17 protein-coding genes and 2 tRNA genes are annotated in these 17,745 nt (G+C 46.8%); 11 read left to right on the top strand and 8 right to left on the bottom strand.

Features of this window, described 5'->3' with window-relative positions; all coding sequences use genetic code 11:
- The first annotated feature begins 44 nt into the window (after positions 1–44).
- The gene (locus tag ACN0RF_RS00570; protein ID WP_051018775.1) at positions 45–422 is read left to right on the top strand and encodes a YchJ family protein; all 378 of its coding nucleotides are present in this window, start codon (positions 45–47) and stop codon (positions 420–422) included.
- Here ACN0RF_RS00570 and ACN0RF_RS00565 read toward each other — a convergent pair.
- The 5 genes from ACN0RF_RS00565 to ACN0RF_RS00545 form a co-directional block, all read right to left on the bottom strand.
- Positions 419–2,683: an EAL domain-containing protein gene (locus tag ACN0RF_RS00565; protein ID WP_417437678.1), complete on the bottom strand. Its 2,265-nt coding sequence runs from the start codon at positions 2,681–2,683 to the stop codon at positions 419–421. The genes ACN0RF_RS00570 and ACN0RF_RS00565 overlap by 4 nt on opposite strands.
- Before the next feature lie 72 nt (positions 2,684–2,755).
- Positions 2,756–3,262 carry a DUF2919 family protein gene (locus tag ACN0RF_RS00560; RefSeq protein WP_417437677.1) on the bottom strand — a complete coding sequence of 169 codons (507 nt, stop codon included), beginning with the start codon at positions 3,260–3,262 and terminating at the stop codon, positions 2,756–2,758.
- Entirely contained in the window at positions 3,192–3,410 is a 219-nt protein-coding gene (locus ACN0RF_RS00555; protein ID WP_011235021.1) for a DUF2061 domain-containing protein, read from the bottom strand. The genes ACN0RF_RS00560 and ACN0RF_RS00555 overlap by 71 nt, the downstream gene beginning before the upstream one ends.
- A 99-nt stretch (positions 3,411–3,509) precedes the next feature.
- Positions 3,510–5,543, bottom strand: a complete 2,034-nt coding sequence (uvrB, locus tag ACN0RF_RS00550; protein ID WP_417437676.1) for an excinuclease ABC subunit UvrB — start codon at positions 5,541–5,543, stop codon at positions 3,510–3,512.
- The gene (locus ACN0RF_RS00545; protein ID WP_417437675.1) at positions 5,536–6,894 is read right to left on the bottom strand and encodes an MATE family efflux transporter; all 1,359 of its coding nucleotides are present in this window, start codon (positions 6,892–6,894) and stop codon (positions 5,536–5,538) included. Before ACN0RF_RS00545 ends, uvrB begins: the two co-directional genes overlap by 8 nt.
- Before the next feature lie 133 nt (positions 6,895–7,027).
- Here ACN0RF_RS00545 and ACN0RF_RS00540 point away from each other — a divergent pair, with 133 nt between their 5' ends.
- The 3 genes from ACN0RF_RS00540 (at position 7,028) to ACN0RF_RS00530 (ending at position 9,109) form a co-directional block, all read left to right on the top strand.
- Positions 7,028–8,215 carry a pyridoxal phosphate-dependent aminotransferase gene (locus tag ACN0RF_RS00540; protein WP_011235024.1) on the top strand — a complete coding sequence of 396 codons (1,188 nt, stop codon included), beginning with the start codon at positions 7,028–7,030 and terminating at the stop codon, positions 8,213–8,215.
- Between the two features lie 718 nt (positions 8,216–8,933).
- A tRNA-Asn gene (locus ACN0RF_RS00535) sits at positions 8,934–9,010 on the top strand.
- A 22-nt stretch (positions 9,011–9,032) separates the two neighbouring features.
- Positions 9,033–9,109 (top strand) — tRNA-Asn (locus tag ACN0RF_RS00530).
- A gap of 17 nt (positions 9,110–9,126) precedes the next feature.
- Here ACN0RF_RS00530 and ACN0RF_RS00525 read toward each other — a convergent pair.
- Both ACN0RF_RS00525 and ACN0RF_RS00520 read right to left on the bottom strand, forming a co-directional pair.
- On the bottom strand, positions 9,127–10,158 hold the full coding sequence (locus ACN0RF_RS00525; RefSeq protein WP_273025008.1) for a glycosyltransferase family protein: 1,032 nt from the start codon (positions 10,156–10,158) through the stop codon (positions 9,127–9,129).
- Complete coding sequence (locus ACN0RF_RS00520) at positions 10,155–10,664, bottom strand: phosphatase PAP2 family protein (protein ID WP_034821880.1); 510 nt, start codon at positions 10,662–10,664, stop codon at positions 10,155–10,157. The genes ACN0RF_RS00525 and ACN0RF_RS00520 overlap by 4 nt, the downstream gene beginning before the upstream one ends.
- Positions 10,665–10,858: 194 nt before the next feature.
- Here ACN0RF_RS00520 and rsxA point away from each other — a divergent pair, with 194 nt between their 5' ends.
- From rsxA to nth, 7 genes are read left to right on the top strand one after another with little or no spacing between them, the layout of a single operon-like run.
- Entirely contained in the window at positions 10,859–11,440 is a 582-nt protein-coding gene (gene rsxA / locus ACN0RF_RS00515) for an electron transport complex subunit RsxA (protein WP_011235027.1), read from the top strand.
- On the top strand, positions 11,440–12,021 hold the full coding sequence (gene rsxB, locus ACN0RF_RS00510) for an electron transport complex subunit RsxB (RefSeq protein ID WP_034821885.1): 582 nt from the start codon (positions 11,440–11,442) through the stop codon (positions 12,019–12,021). The genes rsxA and rsxB overlap by 1 nt, the downstream gene beginning before the upstream one ends.
- On the top strand, positions 12,018–13,688 hold the full coding sequence (gene rsxC, locus ACN0RF_RS00505; RefSeq protein WP_417437674.1) for an electron transport complex subunit RsxC: 1,671 nt from the start codon (positions 12,018–12,020) through the stop codon (positions 13,686–13,688). The genes rsxB and rsxC overlap by 4 nt, the downstream gene beginning before the upstream one ends.
- Positions 13,685–14,737, top strand: coding sequence for an electron transport complex subunit RsxD (gene rsxD, locus ACN0RF_RS00500; RefSeq protein WP_417437673.1), 1,053 nt, complete (start codon positions 13,685–13,687; stop codon positions 14,735–14,737). Before rsxC ends, rsxD begins: the two co-directional genes overlap by 4 nt.
- A 1-nt stretch (position 14,738) precedes the next feature.
- Positions 14,739–15,380 carry an electron transport complex subunit RsxG gene (gene rsxG, locus ACN0RF_RS00495; protein WP_417437672.1) on the top strand — a complete coding sequence of 214 codons (642 nt, stop codon included), beginning with the start codon at positions 14,739–14,741 and terminating at the stop codon, positions 15,378–15,380.
- Positions 15,377–16,057, top strand: a complete 681-nt coding sequence (locus tag ACN0RF_RS00490) for an electron transport complex subunit E (protein WP_273025003.1) — start codon at positions 15,377–15,379, stop codon at positions 16,055–16,057. The genes rsxG and ACN0RF_RS00490 overlap by 4 nt, the downstream gene beginning before the upstream one ends.
- 25 nt (positions 16,058–16,082) lie before the next feature.
- Complete coding sequence (gene nth, locus ACN0RF_RS00485) at positions 16,083–16,718, top strand: endonuclease III (RefSeq protein WP_417437671.1); 636 nt, start codon at positions 16,083–16,085, stop codon at positions 16,716–16,718.
- Between the two features lie 5 nt (positions 16,719–16,723).
- On the opposite strand, the gene ACN0RF_RS00480 is transcribed toward nth, so the two are convergent.
- Positions 16,724–17,620: an OmpA family protein gene (locus tag ACN0RF_RS00480; protein ID WP_417437670.1), complete on the bottom strand. Its 897-nt coding sequence runs from the start codon at positions 17,618–17,620 to the stop codon at positions 16,724–16,726.
- Between the last annotated feature and the right edge of the window lie 125 nt (positions 17,621–17,745).

Here is a 17,745-nt window from a genome sequence, read left to right as displayed (position 1 = left end):
AAATTGCAGTTGAAATCAGCGCGCGTGCTGGTAAAGTTCGCGCTATGAAACTATCTGAACCCTGCCCTTGCGGCCTCGATAAAACCTATCAACATTGTTGCTATCCATATCATAATGGAGAATCACTTGCGTCATCGCCTGAAGCCTTAATGCGTTCACGCTACAGTGCCTTTGTCGGACGCTTAGCAGGCTACTTAGAAGCGACATGGCATAGCAGCTACCGTCCCGCATTTCTCGATTTAAGCGACTCACCAAACTGGCTTAAACTGCAGGTTATTTCTTCCAGCGTAGATCAGAATAAAGGACAGGTGCATTTCCGCGCATTTTATCGTGACGGAGATGATATTGCTTTTATGGAAGAAAAATCTGATTTTATCTTCGAAGATGGCAAGTGGTATTACTTAACTGGCCAGACAAATTAAGACAGTCGCTGACCAGTTTTATCTAAAAAGACCAGACCGTGGGTTTTAACATGCTTTTCATAGCGACTTACCGTTAACGGCTTAGAAAAGTAAAACCCCTGAAACTCTGAAAAGCCAATTTCGGTTAACCTTGTTAACTGAGACTTTTCTTCTACACCTTCAACGACACATTTAATTTTCAATTCAGAGCAAATATTAAAAATACCCTTAACTAAGCTGTATTGTCGCCCGGAGGTTTTTATGCCGCGAAGCAGCGCTCTGTCCAGCTTTAACTTATCAATCGGGTAATAAGCCAACCGGGTAACACTGGAATAGCCGACTCCAAAGTCATCAACCGAGACCTTAAAGCCCCAGGACTTCAATTCATTCATAAGCTCTAAGGAGTTGACCCTATCCGACTCCAGACAGGTTTCTGTTAACTCCAGCTCTATCTGTGAGGGTTTAACCGAAAAGTCAGCCAGATATTTGACCAGCTTCGAAATAAAATCGGGCTGAGAAAAGTCCAGTAGTGAAATGTTTATGGCTACGGGTAACAGCAGGAAATCATTCTTCTTCCACAGCGATATCTGAGCACAGACTTTCTGAACAATTAAATCGGTTAAGCGACTTATCATTCGGTACTCTTCTGCAATTGGAATAAAAATAGCCGGAGAAATGGAACCCAGTACAGGGCTGTCCCAGCGGGCAAGTGCTTCAAGCCCGACACAAGTGCCATCGGCAGTCACTTTCGGTTGAAAACAAACATCCAACTCGTCGTTCTGTATGGCTTCATCCAAAAGAATTGAGATTTCATGGCGTTCCATAAACTCTTCTGAGTTTTCAGTATCATAAAGATGATAAAACTGGTTCACAGAAGCGAATTTTTTTGCTTCCAACGCACGGGAAACAACAACGTCAGCGGTTTCACCATGCTTAGGAAACCTGGCCACACCAAACTGAAAAGACTGCTGACATTTAATCCCCTGAAAGGTGTACTCTTTGTCGAGAGTGTTTTTAATATCCAGTAAAACGTCTTCTAATTCATTTTCTACCGTTTTTGGCAAAATAAACACCAGCTTATTTAACGCAATAGTCGCCGTTAAACGTGGATGCTGTCTGTGCTTCTTCAAGCGACTGTATGAGGACGCTAAAAGCTTTCGGATAACACTCTCACCATATTTTAATCTGAGGTAATCTTCGCTTTCACTTTGTGCGACAACCACAAAGAACTCACGATCTGACTTGGAAATTAACTTGTTGCATTGCAACTCAAACCAGTCACTGTTCGGTAAGTTTGTCTGAGTATCCAGGTAACGCAAACGGCGGTTTTCCTGCTCTAAAAACGTCAGGTTGCTCTCCAGCGTTTTCTCTTGTGTGCAATCAACAAACTCATAAACATAAGAGCTGGCTTCCGGAGCTTCTAACCTCACAACTTGTTGGTATGTATGCTCATGCCGAATAATCTTGCCACCCGTGGGTAATTTGGCATGGTTTATATCGGGAAACCAGTTAGAAATAGACTGATAACCACTTCTCGCGGGCTCATCTAAACCAAAAATCTCACCGGCTTGCTTATTAAAATCAGTAATTATTCCGTCTTCACTAACAATAACTTTAGGTCTTCTGGACTCGGCGAAAAACACCCGGTACAGCGAATTCTTGCCTTTTAAGTAATCATTAGACTTCTGCGTTTCCTGATTCAGTCGTTTTGCAGCAACTATGGTACGAGCCACGGCCAAAGGAATGCAGATATTAAAGAATAGAAACATGTTTCCTGCGATATACCATGCAGCGTCAGGAAACAGCACACTGGGTTCAGCGAAGAAAGACAAATTAACGTTGTTAAAAACAATATAAAAAGGCACGATATTCAATATCGCGTAAAATATTGCAGCCCTGCCACCTAAAAGCATTAAAGCAATCAGGGGGCAAGCATACATATACATCGAACCTATTTTTGCAAGGTTCATATCATCGAGGAATAAATTACAGGAGACACTTGCTGCAATAATAGTAATCTGCAAAAAGTTGGCACAGAAATAATAGTAATTTTTACTTAGCCAAAGTAAGCCTAACATGCTAACTAAAAAAGCGGATGTAATTGCAATAATATGGGGAAGTTGAGCTTCTAACGCATCATCAAAGCTATGCAAAAACACCACCAGACAAAGAATCATTCCCGAGAAAAGAATAATTCTTAGTGCGCTGACTCGCCAATTGGGAACACCATTTTCTGACGTTCCTTCGTCTTTAAGCAGAAAAAAGTTATTTAAGAAGTTCATGCCGGCCCGAATCAGTTCTCAGACAGCCATTAAAGAACGTTAAACCTTAAAAATCAACTACCTTTACTCAAGTTACTCTATATTAATCAGGTGCTGTCGATAAAAACGCCAGTGTCTGGACTTTATTAAATACCAACCACAAATAAACCAACCAAAAACAATTGCTGCACGTCCAAATGAAAAAGCACCATGTTGCTCAATGAACAACCAGGAAATAAGTACGGCATCAAAAACTAAAGAGAGTAATAACAGAGGTTGAGCAAAACGCATTAATCTATTTGCCCAGTTAGGTTTGTCTTCGCCGACAAAGGTGGTTGCCAGCAAAACAATTAGAGCAGGCAGACCAATCAGTAACATTAGCCCGAACTGCTCTGAACTGGTGTAGAAGAGTTTCAATAATCGAGTTCGGTCTTCAGAAAAAGTCAGAGATATGATGGCGGCAACATAGCCACGCATTTCAAATAAAAGCACCAGCAACAACGAGAGCGGGATACTCGCCCTGCCCTCTTTATCCAGGTATCGTGCTCTCTCTACCAATCGCTGCCCGGCGCTTATCGCCTCGCTGCCAGATTTTTTCATGGAAATAATAACCTACTGTATTCACTAAAGGTTCAATCAGAGCAATGGCACCACCAAGCACGACATCGCCTGTCATTAACCAGACTACGCCAAAGGCGATGGTAAAATGCATGATACCAAATGATACTGTCTTTACTGCGTCTTTCATAACAATCTCCCGCGTCGACTTTTGCTAATTATTGCCGATTAAGATTGTTACAGCCAATTGATAAAAGCGATAACCCTGTTCGTTGCAGGGTATTTATCTCTAAACCGCTCGTTTAAGTTGTTCGCGCAGTTCAGCGACTTCATCGCGCAGTTTACCTGCTTGTTCAAACTCAAGATTCTGCGCCGCTTTGTACATCTCTTTCTCTTTAGCGTCGATTTCTTTCATCACCGCTTTCGCGTCTTTTACAACCACAGTGCGGGCATCATACCCCGAGGCGACTTCAGCCAGTGCTTTTTCAGCCTTACTCTTACGAGCTTTAGCGGAACCCTGTCCCAGGTCCATCACGTCGGTAATGTCTTTATTCAGCCCCTGCGGGGTAATACCATGCTCTTTGTTGTAAGCAATTTGCTTCTCGCGGCGACGGTCAGTTTCATCCATAGCACGTTGCATAGAGCCGGTAATACGGTCGGCATATAAAATGGCGCGGCCGTTAACGTTACGTGCGGCACGACCAATCGTCTGAATTAACGAGCGGTCGGAGCGCAGGAAACCTTCTTTATCTGCGTCTAATATCGCGACCAGCGACACTTCCGGCATATCCAGACCTTCCCGCAGCAAGTTAATACCTACCAGTACATCGAACTTACCCAGACGTAAATCGCGGATAATCTCCATACGTTCAACGGTATCAATGTCTGAGTGCAGATAACGCACTTTTATACCGTGTTCATCCAGGTAGTCGGCTAAATCTTCCGACATCTTTTTGGTTAAAGTTGTCGCCAGAACCCGTTCGCCTAACTCTGTCCGCAAGCGTATTTCAGACATTAAATCATCCACCTGGGTGGCAACCGGACGCACTTCTATCTGCGGATCAATCAATCCTGTCGGCCTGACAACCTGCTCAACCACTTCATTACCGCTGCGCTCTAATTCATACTTGCCCGGTGTCGCTGACACATATAGGGTTTGTGGCGCTATAGCCTCAAACTCATCAAATTTAAGCGGCCGGTTATCCAGTGCTGAGGGTAAACGGAAACCGTATTCCACCAGGTTTTCTTTACGTGAGCGGTCGCCCTTATACATAGCGCCAACCTGCGACACAGTAACGTGCGACTCATCAATAATCAGCAATGCATCATCAGGTAAATAGTCCATTAAGGTTGGTGGCGGCTCGCCCGGTGCACGACCGGATAAATAGCGTGAGTAGTTTTCAATGCCCGAGCAATAACCAAGCTCCAGCATCATTTCAATATCAAACTGAGTCCTCTGATTAATGCGTTGTTCTTCTATCAGTTTGTTTTGCTTAAGTAGAATATCGCGGCGATCTTTCAGCTCATCTTTTATCTTTTCAATGGCTTTAACCAGCACTTCCCGCGGTGTTACATAATGCGTTTTCGGATAAATAGTGGCACGCGCAACGTCTTTTTCCGTCACCTGCCCGGTTAACGGTTCAAAAAAGCTAATACGATCAACCTCGCTGTCAAATAGCTCCAGACGTACTGCTATTTCTTCCGACTCGGCCGGGAAAATATCAATCACATCGCCACGAACCCGGTACGTACCGCGCTCGAAGGCTGCGTCGTTTCGCTTATACTGCAACTGAGCCAAACGCCGCAGAACGTCGCGCTGATCGATAATGTCACCGCGACGCAAATGCAGCATCATTTTCATGTAGGACTCAGGGTCACCCAGACCGTAAATGGCTGATACCGACGCAACCAGAACTACGTCACGGCGCTCCATCAGAGCCTTGGTAGCTGACAAACGCATTTGCTCTATGTGGTCGTTAATTGAGGCGTCTTTCTCAATGAAAGTATCGGTTGTCGGCACATAAGCTTCAGGCTGATAGTAGTCATAGTAAGAGACAAAATATTCCACCGCGTTATTGGGGAAATACTCTTTCATCTCACCATAAAGCTGCGCCGCCAGGGTTTTATTGTGCGCCAATATCAACGTAGGTCGCTGCGAGCGTTCAATAACGTTTGCCATGGTAAAGGTTTTACCTGAACCAGTTACCCCCAAAAGCACCTGATGCGCCAAACCGGCGTCCAGATTATCGAGCAGCGACTCAATGGCTTTGGGCTGGTCACCCGCCGGCTTGTATTTAGAAACCAGTTCAAATTTCTTAGCCACGTTCTCTCCTCAACTCGCGTGAAAACCACCAATACGCAATAACAGCAGTAAACAGATTAGCGACCACACCACCAATGAATAAACCGGTTAAGTCAGCGAGTAAACTCCCTAAATATGAGAGTGGTACGAATAAAACAAATAGACGAATGATACTTAACCACAACGCGTTCATTGGCCGGTGCACAGCATTAAAGCTGGAATTGGTCAGTATAATAATGCCCTGTAACCCGTAACCCAACGGCATAATATAAATAAAGAGCTTAACAATGTCCGCAACCGCCTGCTCTTCAGCAAATACCTGAGCTACCCAGTGTGCGGTTACCAGCATCAGTAAATAAATGACCGCCTGAATGGCCAGCACGGCTTGTAACGCCGTCCGGTAGGCTTCTTTCACCCGATCAATACGATCCGCACCATAGTTCTGGCTAATTAATGGCGGCAATGACATGGACAACGCCAGTATAATGACGCTGGCCAGTGACTCCAGTCGGGACCCGACACCGAACGCTGCCACGGCCGGAGCTCCGTAAGATGCGACAATAGCAGTCATCACTGACATAGCTAATGGCGTCAGCATATTGGCGCTGGCTGCCGGCATACCTATTTTTAAAATACCGCGGGCTGACTTAACCCATGCTTGAAAAAAAGCTCGTCCACCCGGCGGTTTGGAAGAAACCAACTTGTTTCTGCGCAGTAACCAAAACACTAAAAAGACACCACTAAACCAGGAAATAACACTGGCAAGAGCGGCGCCCTCAATGCCCATAGCGGGTATTGGACCCCAGCCAAAAATTAAAATTGGGTCAAAAATGGCGTTTGCCAACCCACCGGAAGCCATAATAAGCGATGGTGTTCGTGTGTCACCGGCGGCCCGCAAAACCGCATTCCCAACCATAGGCGTAACCAACATCACGCACCCCAGATACCAGAGCGTCATATACTCTCGTATCAGCGGCATCAATCGTTCCTGTGCCTGCAATAAACTGAAAACCGGGTCCATCAGCAAATAGCCTATGAGTGCCAATGCTGCAACTAGTATGGCGGATACTGAAAGCGCAGAAAAACCATCAAAATGAGCTTCTTCCGGCCTGTCTGAGCCGTATTTACGGGCAATGACAGCAGAAGTGCCTATACCTAAACCTATGGCCAGGCTTATAACGGTGAAAGTAACGGGAAAAGTAAAGCTGACAGCCGCAAGAGGGTCTGTTCCGAGCATACTGATAAAGAAGGTATCGACAACATTGAAGCTAATAAGAGTAGCCACACCGAAAATAACCGGCCAGGTCATTTCCCAGAGTTTTTGTCCTACCGGCGCGCTGATAAGACTTCTTGATGCGTCGGCAGCTGCCATTCAATCCCTCCTCAGTTCGATAGCCAAATAGTGTACATGAGACTGTGCTTTGTGGCTACGGAGAATAGACTTTAGCCACTGCGATCCGTATAGTAATGGGCATTTCAACCCTTGCGAAAAACAGGATCTGAACGTGGATTATCAACTCTCTGATCGTATCAATGCGATTCAACCATCGCCGACTCTGGCGGTTACTCAAAAAGCCAATGAATTACGCCAACAAGGCAAAGATGTTATTGGTCTGGGCGTCGGCGAGCCAGATTTTGATACACCAGATTTTATCAAAGAAGCGGCTATTCAGGCGATTCGCGATGGTAAAACAAAATACACTGCGGTTGATGGTATCGACGAGCTAAAAGATGCAGTCATTAAAAAGCTGCAGCGCGACAATAACCTGAGCTACGAGCGCAAAGAAATTATTGTCTCTGCCGGCGGCAAACACAGTATTTTTAATTTGCTCAGTGCCTGGTTAAACCCGGGTGATGAAGTCATTATCCCCGCACCTTATTGGGTTTCTTATCCGGATATGACCAAACTAGTTGGCGCAGAGCCTGTTATTGTTAAAGCCGGTATTGATCAGCGTTTTAAGATCACACCAGAACAACTGCGCGAAGCCTTGACCGATAAAACCCGGTTAATGTTTATTAATAGTCCGTCTAACCCGGCGGGAACGGCATACACAGCAGACGAACTGAAAGCTTTGGCTGAAGTATTGCGTGACTATCCAAAGGTACTTATCGCCACTGATGATATGTATGAACATATCCTCTGGAGTGATTCGGCTTTTGCTAACTTCCCTATGGTGGCTCCGGATCTTAAAGATCGCACCGTTATCCTGACCGGAGTATCCAAAGCTTATGCAATGACAGGCTGGCGTATCGGTTATGCTGCCGGACCTAAACCTATTATTGCAGCCATGAAAAAAATGCAGTCACAAAGTACTTCAAACCCAACCAGCATCAGTCAGTATGCAGCGGCGGCGGCATTAAATGGTGACCAGAGCTGCATTGACACAATGGTAAGTGCATTTAAAGAGCGTCACGACTACCTGGTAGATGCCTTAAATAGTATCGACGGCGTTAACTGTGTACCCGGTGACGGCACCTTCTACGCGTTCGCACAGGTTGACGAACTAATGGCTAAAGCTAAGGTCAGCAGTGACGTTGAACTTTGCGAAAAACTACTTACCGAAGCAAACGTGGCCCTAGTGCCGGGCTCAGCTTTCGGTACCGATGGTTATTGCCGCCTGTCCTTTGCGACCAGCATGGATGTATTAAAAGAAGCGGTTAAGAGAATTAAAGACTTCTCAGAAAGTTTATAAAATAAAGGTTTTGGCGCCATTTTCCTGAATGAGCGCCAAAACCCTATTAATTGAACAGTCATTCCAGCTCAAATCACGCCAATATTGCCCTTTTCTATTTTGATAGTTTTATTACAAATTACTAAAAGTTCACCTCAGATAAAGTCAATCAGATCCCGATCAATTTAAGCAATGTCAAGCCCGATCAACTTATTTCTAGAAAGATTTTTTGGCGCGTTTTTTAGTCAAATTCACTAAGAAATACACAAGTTGCTGATTCTTCAGGCATTGGTTGGTGACGTAATCACCAACATGAGTGTTTATTCATCAAAATAACATAACCCATTGTATTTTATAGAAATTAAATCACTGCGTTATTTTTTAACCAGACCTAAAAATGCCTTCAAACCCGCATGACTCTTACGACTTAACAGAGTTAAACACAAGGTTATCCACAGATTCCGTGGATAAGATCATGTAGCCGTTATCTACTGCGACATTCAGATATCTGTGGATAATGAGATCAGCGATAAACATAGTACTTATGTTATAGATGAATATTTTACAGTTACTTGACATTGTCATCGACAGCGATTGGCGTATGTTTTAGCGCTAATATGATTAAAAAAGCTATTTTGTCGACTTTTTCGACAACCGAACCGTTTTCCTTTAAAAACCTTCGCAGAATAGTTGACACCCCTGCGTATGAGCTTTAATATTCGCAGCCGTTGAATGTTGTTCCCCAGTAGCTCAGTTGGTTAGAGCGGTGGACTGTTAATCCATGTGTCGTTGGTTCGAATCCAACCTGGGGAGCCAAGCAACATCCAACCTGTTCAATTCCCCAGTAGCTCAGTTGGTTAGAGCGGTGGACTGTTAATCCATGTGTCGTTGGTTCGAATCCAACCTGGGGAGCCACATTTAGAGAGAACCGCCTATACGGCGGTTTTTTCGTTTCTGGACCACAGCCCTGCACTCAGCTCAGTAACAGGCTGCTCAGCGCCTTTAGATATCCACTGAGCTAATTCATCTGCAACATTAGGCCAATATAACCGTTGCGGATTACGTTGGGTTAACCAACTATCAATTGATACACTGTCGATTCGCTTAAGGACATGCGCTAACCCATGCTCCTGCAGTATCTGCGCATTCCATTTTTGCTCAAACTGACCAGTTAAAGGCTTTACTGCAAGCGCTTTGCCCTGACTCAGAGCCTCGCAACTGGTTTCAAACCCCGCATTAGACAAAATAGCCGACGCCTTATTGAAGTGAGCGGCAAACTCCGCTCTCGAGGGTGGGTAACACTCGATATGACCGAGAGACTCGCGCTTAGCCAAGGGATGAAAAAAAGAAAACTCGTAGTTATCTAAAGGCTGCAATTGTTCAATTACATGCCGAGGGTCTTCAAAAGGTAAATACACAACCACACGCTGCATTAAGCCACCACAGTTATTTTCTTCATGCCTGACCACGGGGGGAATAGCATTTCCGGTTGAAAGCCAGTGCATACCGACAGGCTCTGAACAGGGCGCAAATGAAGATATCAGCTTTTTCTGCCACCAGGACAAGCGCCGGAACAATTCGGGCTCCTGAAAAGCATACTGACGACCTAAACCAATACAACGCACTCCGGCTTTTTTAGCAGCCCAGGCAGTTACGGGTTCATAATCTGTGATCACTAAGTCGTAATCTTTTACCGGTAACTTTTTTACATCCTGCCAAAACTGACTCCAGTCATTGTTCAGTAATGTCTTACGTCTTCTTAACCGACCTTTTTCAGTGACAAAAGACAGACCCTGCTGCCACTGATAATCGCCGAAAACATCCATATCGAATAAACCGGCAACATCACGTCCCGATATCAGATAATCAATATCAACATTATATTTTGCAAGGGACTTTGCCATGGTGTGACAGCGACTCAGGTGACCATTACCCGTGCCCTGTATACCATAAAGAATTTTCATATAACGAACTCCGATACGACAATAGCCAGCGAAGCGCCGGCAACAATATCGCTGGGATAATGGACGCCAACCACAACTCGGGAGGCACCAATAGCAGCAGCCCAGCCAAAACAGACTAAGCCAAGATTTGGGTAATACTGATAGGTTACTGTAGAAAACAGAACAGCCGCTGCGGTATGGCCGGAAGGAAAACTGAATTTATCACTGGCGACAACCAAAGCAGCAAAAGATAAATTCAACTCACTGGGTCGCTGACGCCGAAAACTGTTTTTCATTATCCAGTAAGCCGGTAGCTCAAGTGCAAAGGCAAGTAACAGGTGGGCAAAATAGTCGTCGCCGGATTCGTCCAGAAGCCAGGCCATTAGCGCAATAACCAGGTAACCGTAACCGTCACCACTGCGCGACGTCAGCAGTGCAATTTGTCCGGGCAAATCCTTAGCCCGCAAACCAGAAAACAAACAATAACAATAGCGATCAAAACGTTGTAAATAACTGATGAGTACCATGTGGTTTAAAACCCATTTTGGCTTCAGTTGTAGCTACCTTGCCAAGCCTTTATGACACTAAATGAGCAGTTTCGTGAAGAAAGTATGACAATGCACAAATTTTCTCCAAAACACATGCCCTCTGTCTGTTGTTTATGGCGACCAAAACACCGATAATATGCGGTCTTTGTTAAACACAGTATCCGGAAAGGTAAATGACCGATTACTTACTGCTACTGATAGGCACCGTGCTGGTTAATAACTTTGTACTGGTGAAGTTCCTGGGGTTGTGCCCCTTTATGGGCGTTTCCGGCAAACTGGACACGGCAATAGGCATGTCAGCAGCGACCACCTTTGTGCTGACTCTGGCCTCTGTCTGTAGCTACCTGGTAAATCAATACCTGCTTGAGCCGCTCGACTTAATGTCGCTGCAAACGCTCAGCTTTATCCTGGTTATTGCAGTGGTCGTACAATTTACAGAAATGGTGGTACACAAAACCAGCCCGACGCTGTACCGGTTACTGGGTATTTTCCTGCCTCTAATTACCACCAACTGTGCCGTTTTGGGTGTTGCTCTGCTTAACGTCAACGAGCAACACAACTTTGTGCAGTCTATTGTTTATGGCTTAGGGGCCGCTATTGGTTTCTCACTGGTACTTATTTTATTCTCAGCTCTGCGTGAGCGCTTAGCTGCCGCCGACGTGCCGGTAGCGTTTAAAGGTTCAGCTATTGCGATGATAACCGCAGGGCTTATGTCTCTTGCCTTTATGGGCTTTAGCGGATTGGTGAGCGCTTAATGAGTTTATTCGGAGCAGTTATCGCGCTGGGTATATTAGCGCTGATATTCGGAGTGATTCTTGGCTTTGCCGCGGTTAAGTTCCGCGTCGAAAGCGATCCTATTGTCGACCAAATTGATGAAATTCTGCCACAAACGCAATGTGGCCAATGCGGTTACCCCGGTTGCCGCCCCTACGCACAAGCCATCGCCGACGGTGACGACATTAACAAATGCCCGCCGGGCGGCGAAGCGACCATAAAACAGTTAGCCGATTTAATGGGCGTAGAAGCCAAGCCTCTGGATGATGCTCATGGCGAAGAAGACGTTAAAAAAGTCGCGGTTATTCGCGAGGACGAGTGCATTGGTTGCACTAAATGTATTCAAGCCTGCCCGGTCGATGCCATTTTAGGTGCAGCAAAACAAATGCACACGGTTATCGAACATGAATGTACCGGCTGCGATCTTTGTGTTGAACCTTGCCCGGTCGACTGTATCGACATGGTGAAAGTAAAAGCAAAACCCGAAACCTGGCAATGGGATTTGGATACCGTGAAAGAGAACATAAAAGCCAATAGCATTCCGGTTAAGGTGGTGGAATGAGCGACGTGCAGGCAAACAAACATGACTTTAACGCCAATGTGATAGGTCACTTCCCTGGCGGTGTTCATCCTCCTGAGCGCAAGCAGCCGGCCAGCAGCCAGCCCATTCGCAAGCTTACATTACCGCAAGAACTCATTTTGCCGGTGCGCCAGCACATCGGCCCTTCTGGTAAGGTTTTGGTTAAGGTCGGCGAGCGCGTCGATAAAGGTCAGCGTTTAACTGAAGCCGGATTAAGCCAGGGGTTACCCTTGCACGCTCCAACATCCGGCACCATTGCCGCCATTGAGGAGCGCCCTACGGCACATGCATCGGGCTTGCCGGAACAGGCTATTGTCATTCACCCGGACGGCGAAGACCGCTGGGGCAATAAGCATGCACTGCCCGATTATCATGATGTTGAAATTTCACGCTTGCTGGAGCTGATTCAGGAAGCTGGTATTGCCGGTTTAGGTGGTGCAGGTTTCCCTACCGCTCAAAAACTGGCGCAACAAAAACCTCTGAAACACCTTATTATAAACGGTGTTGAGTGCGAACCTTACATTGCCGCAGACGATCGCTTAATGCAGGAACACGCCGATGACATTGTTGCCGGCATTCGCATTTTGCAGTACATAACCCGTTGTGACTCGGTTCTGCTTGCTATTGAAGATAATAAACCTGAGGCCATAAAGGCCATGGCAGAAGCCATTGACGACAACCCGCAAATACAGCTTAAGGTAGTGCCCACCAAATACCCTTCGGGTGGGGAAAAACAACTGATTGAACTGCTTACCGGGCATCAGGTACCGAGTGGCAAGTTGCCGATGGATATCGGTTTATTGATGCAAAACGTTGGCACAGCTTATGCCGTTAAACGGGCAATTATTCATGGTGAGCCATTATTAGAGCGAGTGGTTACCCTGACCGGTGAGTCTCTTAAACAACGGGGCAACGTGTGGGCCTTATTAGGGACGCCAATTCAGCATTTGCTGGATGAGTCCGGTTTTACCCCGGAGAAAAAGCAACGCATTATTATGGGCGGGCCAATGATGGGCTTCACCCTTCCCATTACGGAAGTCCCGGTCATAAAAACCACTAACTGTGTTCTGGCACCTACGGAGAAGGAACTTCCTTCTCCCGGACCTGAACTGGCCTGTATTCGATGCGGCGCCTGTGCCGACGCCTGCCCGGCAACATTGCAGCCGCAGCAATTGCAATGGTTGGCCAAGGCCAAAGACTACGAGTCTCTGGAAAAACACAACTTGTTCGACTGCATTGAATGCGGTGCCTGCGCTTATGTCTGCCCCAGCGAGATACCGCTGGTGCACTATTACCGAAAGGCCAAAGCCGAAGTACGTAATATTGCTCGCGAAAAGGCTAAGGCAGAACAAGCCCGTAAACGTTTCGAAGCAAGGCAGGAACGGCTGGAGCGTGAGAAAGAAGAACGCTTAGAGCGTCACAGAAAAGCCGCCGAAGAACGCAAAAAAATGCAGCAGGAAATGCAACAACAAGCGCAGCAGAAAAACAGCGACGAACCGGAAAGTAAAGCAGACGAAGGCACTGAGAAACCGGCCGGTAAATCAGCTGCGGTTGCCGCCGCTATTGCCCGCGCTAAAGCTAAAAAGGCCGCTCAGGCTGCTAAAGAAAACCCGGAAGAAAGCAACTCAGCCAAAGGAAGTGAGTCATGAGTTTCAGAATTGCATCGTCCCCTCATGGGCATAACCAGCGCAACACCAGCGAGATGATGCGCTGGGTTTGTTATGCACTGGTTCCCGGCGTACTGTTGCACAGCTACTTTTTTGGCTCCGGTATCTGGTTTCAAATTCTTCTGGCCGTGGTGACTGCAATTGCCGCCGAAATGGCCTGCACTGTAGCCCGGGAGCGCCCGGCATTTTCAGCATTGCGCGACAATACTGCCATAGTTACCGCCGTTTTACTGGCCATTAGCATTCCGTCATTAGCGCCCTGGTGGATCATTGTTATAGGGACGTTATTCGCCATTGTAGTCGTGAAACATGTTTATGGCGGCATGGGGCAAAACTTATTTAACCCGGCCATGGCTGGTTACGTGCTTCTTCTGGTGTCATTCCCGGTACAAATGACCAACTGGTTACCGGTTTCAGCCCTTAGTGAGCATTCGCTTAACTTATGGCAGACGTTGCACACCATATTATTTGAATACACGCCTGCAGGCTATAGCGTTGAACAGCTGCGCTCCGGTATTGATGGGGTCACCATGGCAACCCCGCTCGACAGTATAAAAACCGGACTGACTCAGGGTTATACCTTGACTGAAATTTATCAACGCTCAGAATTCAGTTACTTTGCCGGTGCCGGCTGGCAGTGGATAAACCTGGGCTTTTCCGTCGGTGGGTTACTCTTAATTCAGCAACGTATTATCAGTTGGCACATTCCACTCGGCTTTCTTGGTGGTCTTTGCATACCCGCGTTTATCGCACATATATTTGCCCCGGATCTGATGCCCGGACCTATCGTTCACGCCTTAAGCGGAGCAACAATGTTAGGTGCCTTCTTTATTGCCACCGACCCGGTATCTGCCGCTACCTCGAATCGTGGACGGGTTATATTTGGCTTGCTTATTGGCTTCATAATTTTTGTTATTCGCAGTTGGGGCGGCTACCCCGATGCAGTCGCCTTTGCTGTATTGCTTGCCAATATGTGCGTACCGCTTATAGACCGTTATACGCGGCCTGTTGTTTACGGACACGGAGACTGAAATGACGTTGAACAGTATGCAAAAAAACGGTTTATTGTTGGCGGCATTCGCAGTTGTTGCCACGTCTCTGGTTATTGGTGTGCAGGTGCTGACCGAAGACAAAATTGCCATGCAGCAGCAACAGCAGGTATTGCGCACTTTGAACCAACTGATACCACCAACCATGCACGACAACGACTTGTATCAGTCCTGTCGTTTACTGGAGAACCCGGCATTAGGCAGCAGCAAGCCACAACCCTTGTACCGCGCCTGGGCTAACGAAGAGCCGACCGCGCTGGCCGCTGAAGTTATTGCACCCGACGGCTACTCCGGCGCCATTCGTTTATTAGTGGCCATTAAACCCGGCGGTGAAGTCCTGGGCGTAAGAACTCTGCGTCATCAGGAAACTCCCGGCTTAGGCGACAAAATTGAAGTTGAAAAAAGCGACTGGATAAAAAGCTTCGCTGAGAAGCAAGTTCGCGGCGCAGACGACGACCGCTGGGCGGTACAACGCGACGGCGGCATGTTTGATCAATTTACCGGTGCCACTATTACACCCCGCGCCGTGGTTTCGGCAGTAAAACGGGCGACTTTAGAACTTCAGCAACAAGCTGACGTTCTATTTAATGCCGACTTACCTCACTGTCAGGAGGTTCAGGAATGAATGAATACAAACATTTAACCAAGCAAGGCTTATGGGACAATAACCCAGCGTTAGTTCAGCTATTAGGCTTATGCCCATTATTAGCGGTTACCGCTTCGGTGACCAATGCCCTGGGTCTTGGACTGGCCACCTTGTTTGTTCTGGTTGGCTCTAACGTTACCGTGTCTCTGGTGCGCGACTTTGTGCCATCGGAAATTCGTATTCCGGTCTTTGTTATGGTTATCGCCACCTTTGTTACCATTATTCAATTACTGATGAACGCCTACGTCTTTCAGCTGTACCAGTCGTTGGGTATTTTCATTCCGCTTATTGTCACCAACTGTGCCATTATTGGCCGCGCAGAAGCTTACGCCTCGAAAAACCCATGGCAACGCGCCGCCTTCGACGGACTGGCAATGGGCGCAGGCTTTGCCTTAGTGCTCGTGGTACTCGGGGCAATACGCGAGATTATAGGTAACGGCACGCTGTTTAATGGCGCAGAACTCTTGTTAGGTGACTGGGCTTCACAGTTGCGCATTGAGCTATTCACGGTGAATTACCCATTACTGCTGGCGATACTGCCACCCGGAGCCTTTATTGGTATGGGCTTTATTATTGCGTTGAAAAATAAAATAGATGCAGTACGCAGCGCCCGCGCTGAAAAGAAAACCGTAACCCGTGCACGGGTTACTGCCTGAAAAATATAACAACAAATGACTTATTATGAATAAAACCAAGCGTTACGAAATTTTAAGCCGACTACGGGACAACAACCCCAATCCAACCACAGAGCTGGAGTACAACTCCCCTTTTCAGTTATTGATTGCGGTTTTGTTATCCGCACAGGCTACCGACGTTGGGGTTAATAAAGCCACTCGTAAACTCTTTCTCGCAGCGCCTACCGCAGAAACAATGCTGGCTCTGGGTGTGGATGGCATAAAAGCATATATAAAAACCATCGGCCTGTTTAATTCCAAAGCCGAAAACGCCTACAAAACCTGTAAAATTTTGGTCGAGCAATACGGTGGCGAAGTACCGGAAGACAGAGCGGCGCTGGAAGCCCTGCCCGGTGTTGGTCGTAAAACCGCAAACGTGGTCTTAAATACCGCCTTCGGCTGGCCGACTATTGCCGTGGATACGCACATATTCCGGGTGTCTAACCGAACCAAACTGGCACCGGGGAAAAACGTCAAAGAAGTAGAAGAAAAGCTGATAAAAGTGGTGCCGACGGAATTTAAAGTCGATGTACACCACTGGTTAATTCTGCATGGCCGTTACACCTGCATAGCCCGCAAGCCAAGGTGTGGTTCCTGCGTTATTGAAGACTTATGCGAGTTTAAAGAAAAAACCAGCGATTGAGCTTATTACAGCTCAATCGACGACGGTTTAGTCAGTTGTACAATAACCCGGCGGTTAATCTGACGGTTTATCTCATTGTCGTTGGATTTAACCGGACGATCTTCACCATGAGCGACGGTTTTAATCCTCTCGGCGTCTATGCCACGCTCAATAAAAAACTGCTGAATTTCTTTCGCGCGCTGTTCGGTTAATTCCTGGTTTGGCCCACGTGCACCAAGCGAATCGGTATAAGCATCTACCAGAACCAGTTCCAGCTCATTATCCACCTGAAGATAGTCGCTAATCTGTTTAAGCTTTCGTTGCGAAGCCATCGTCAGTTTTTCGCTGTCGGCTTCATGGTTCAGCACCGTGTATGCAATATCGTCAAAGCTAAACGGCAATAGCGCATTTACACAGCTCATAAAGTCATCATAAGTACGACGAAAGTTCACCGACGACAAAGACACCGCCACCTGATCACGGTTGTTGTACCAGTCATCATAGAAAAACGTAGGATACCGACCTTTATCCAGCTCGCTCAACAAGGTCCATGCAAGCTGCTTACGTAACTCACCGTCAAATTGCTTGTACAGCTGCATACTGCCAATGCGGTAACTGGACTCACCGGGCTGCCAGCGCGGAGGCACCGACTCAATAGCAGACACACCATAGCTGTCCGGTAACTTCTGCATCTCCATTTTCATGCGCAGGTTAAGTTCTTTACTCGCTTCACTTTGAAACCGCACCTTACCGTAGCGAGGAATTTCATGTTCCATCTCACAGGCTAAGCGGTTCTTTTCACTGATCTGCCAGGCGGAGTTATCCAGGTTTGCACTGTAGTGCCTGACTGAGTTTGCTTGTGCCTGCCCGCTTAATAGCAGCAGCGAGGCTGAAACAGCAGTCAACATCGGCCAATTTTTCATAAGCGCCCCTGATTTATTTCTGATAAGTCTGTTATCGGCAAGCATTGCGGTTGCTTTAGTATTTCTGCAAGCAGAACTCCGTTATCTTTGGCATAATGGCGTTATGTTTTATTCACTACGGAAAT

Origin of the sequence: Idiomarina sp. (assembly GCF_048260185.1) — a bacterium.
GTDB lineage: Bacteria > Pseudomonadota > Gammaproteobacteria > Enterobacterales > Alteromonadaceae > Idiomarina.
This window is presented reverse-complemented; position numbering and strand designations above follow the sequence as displayed.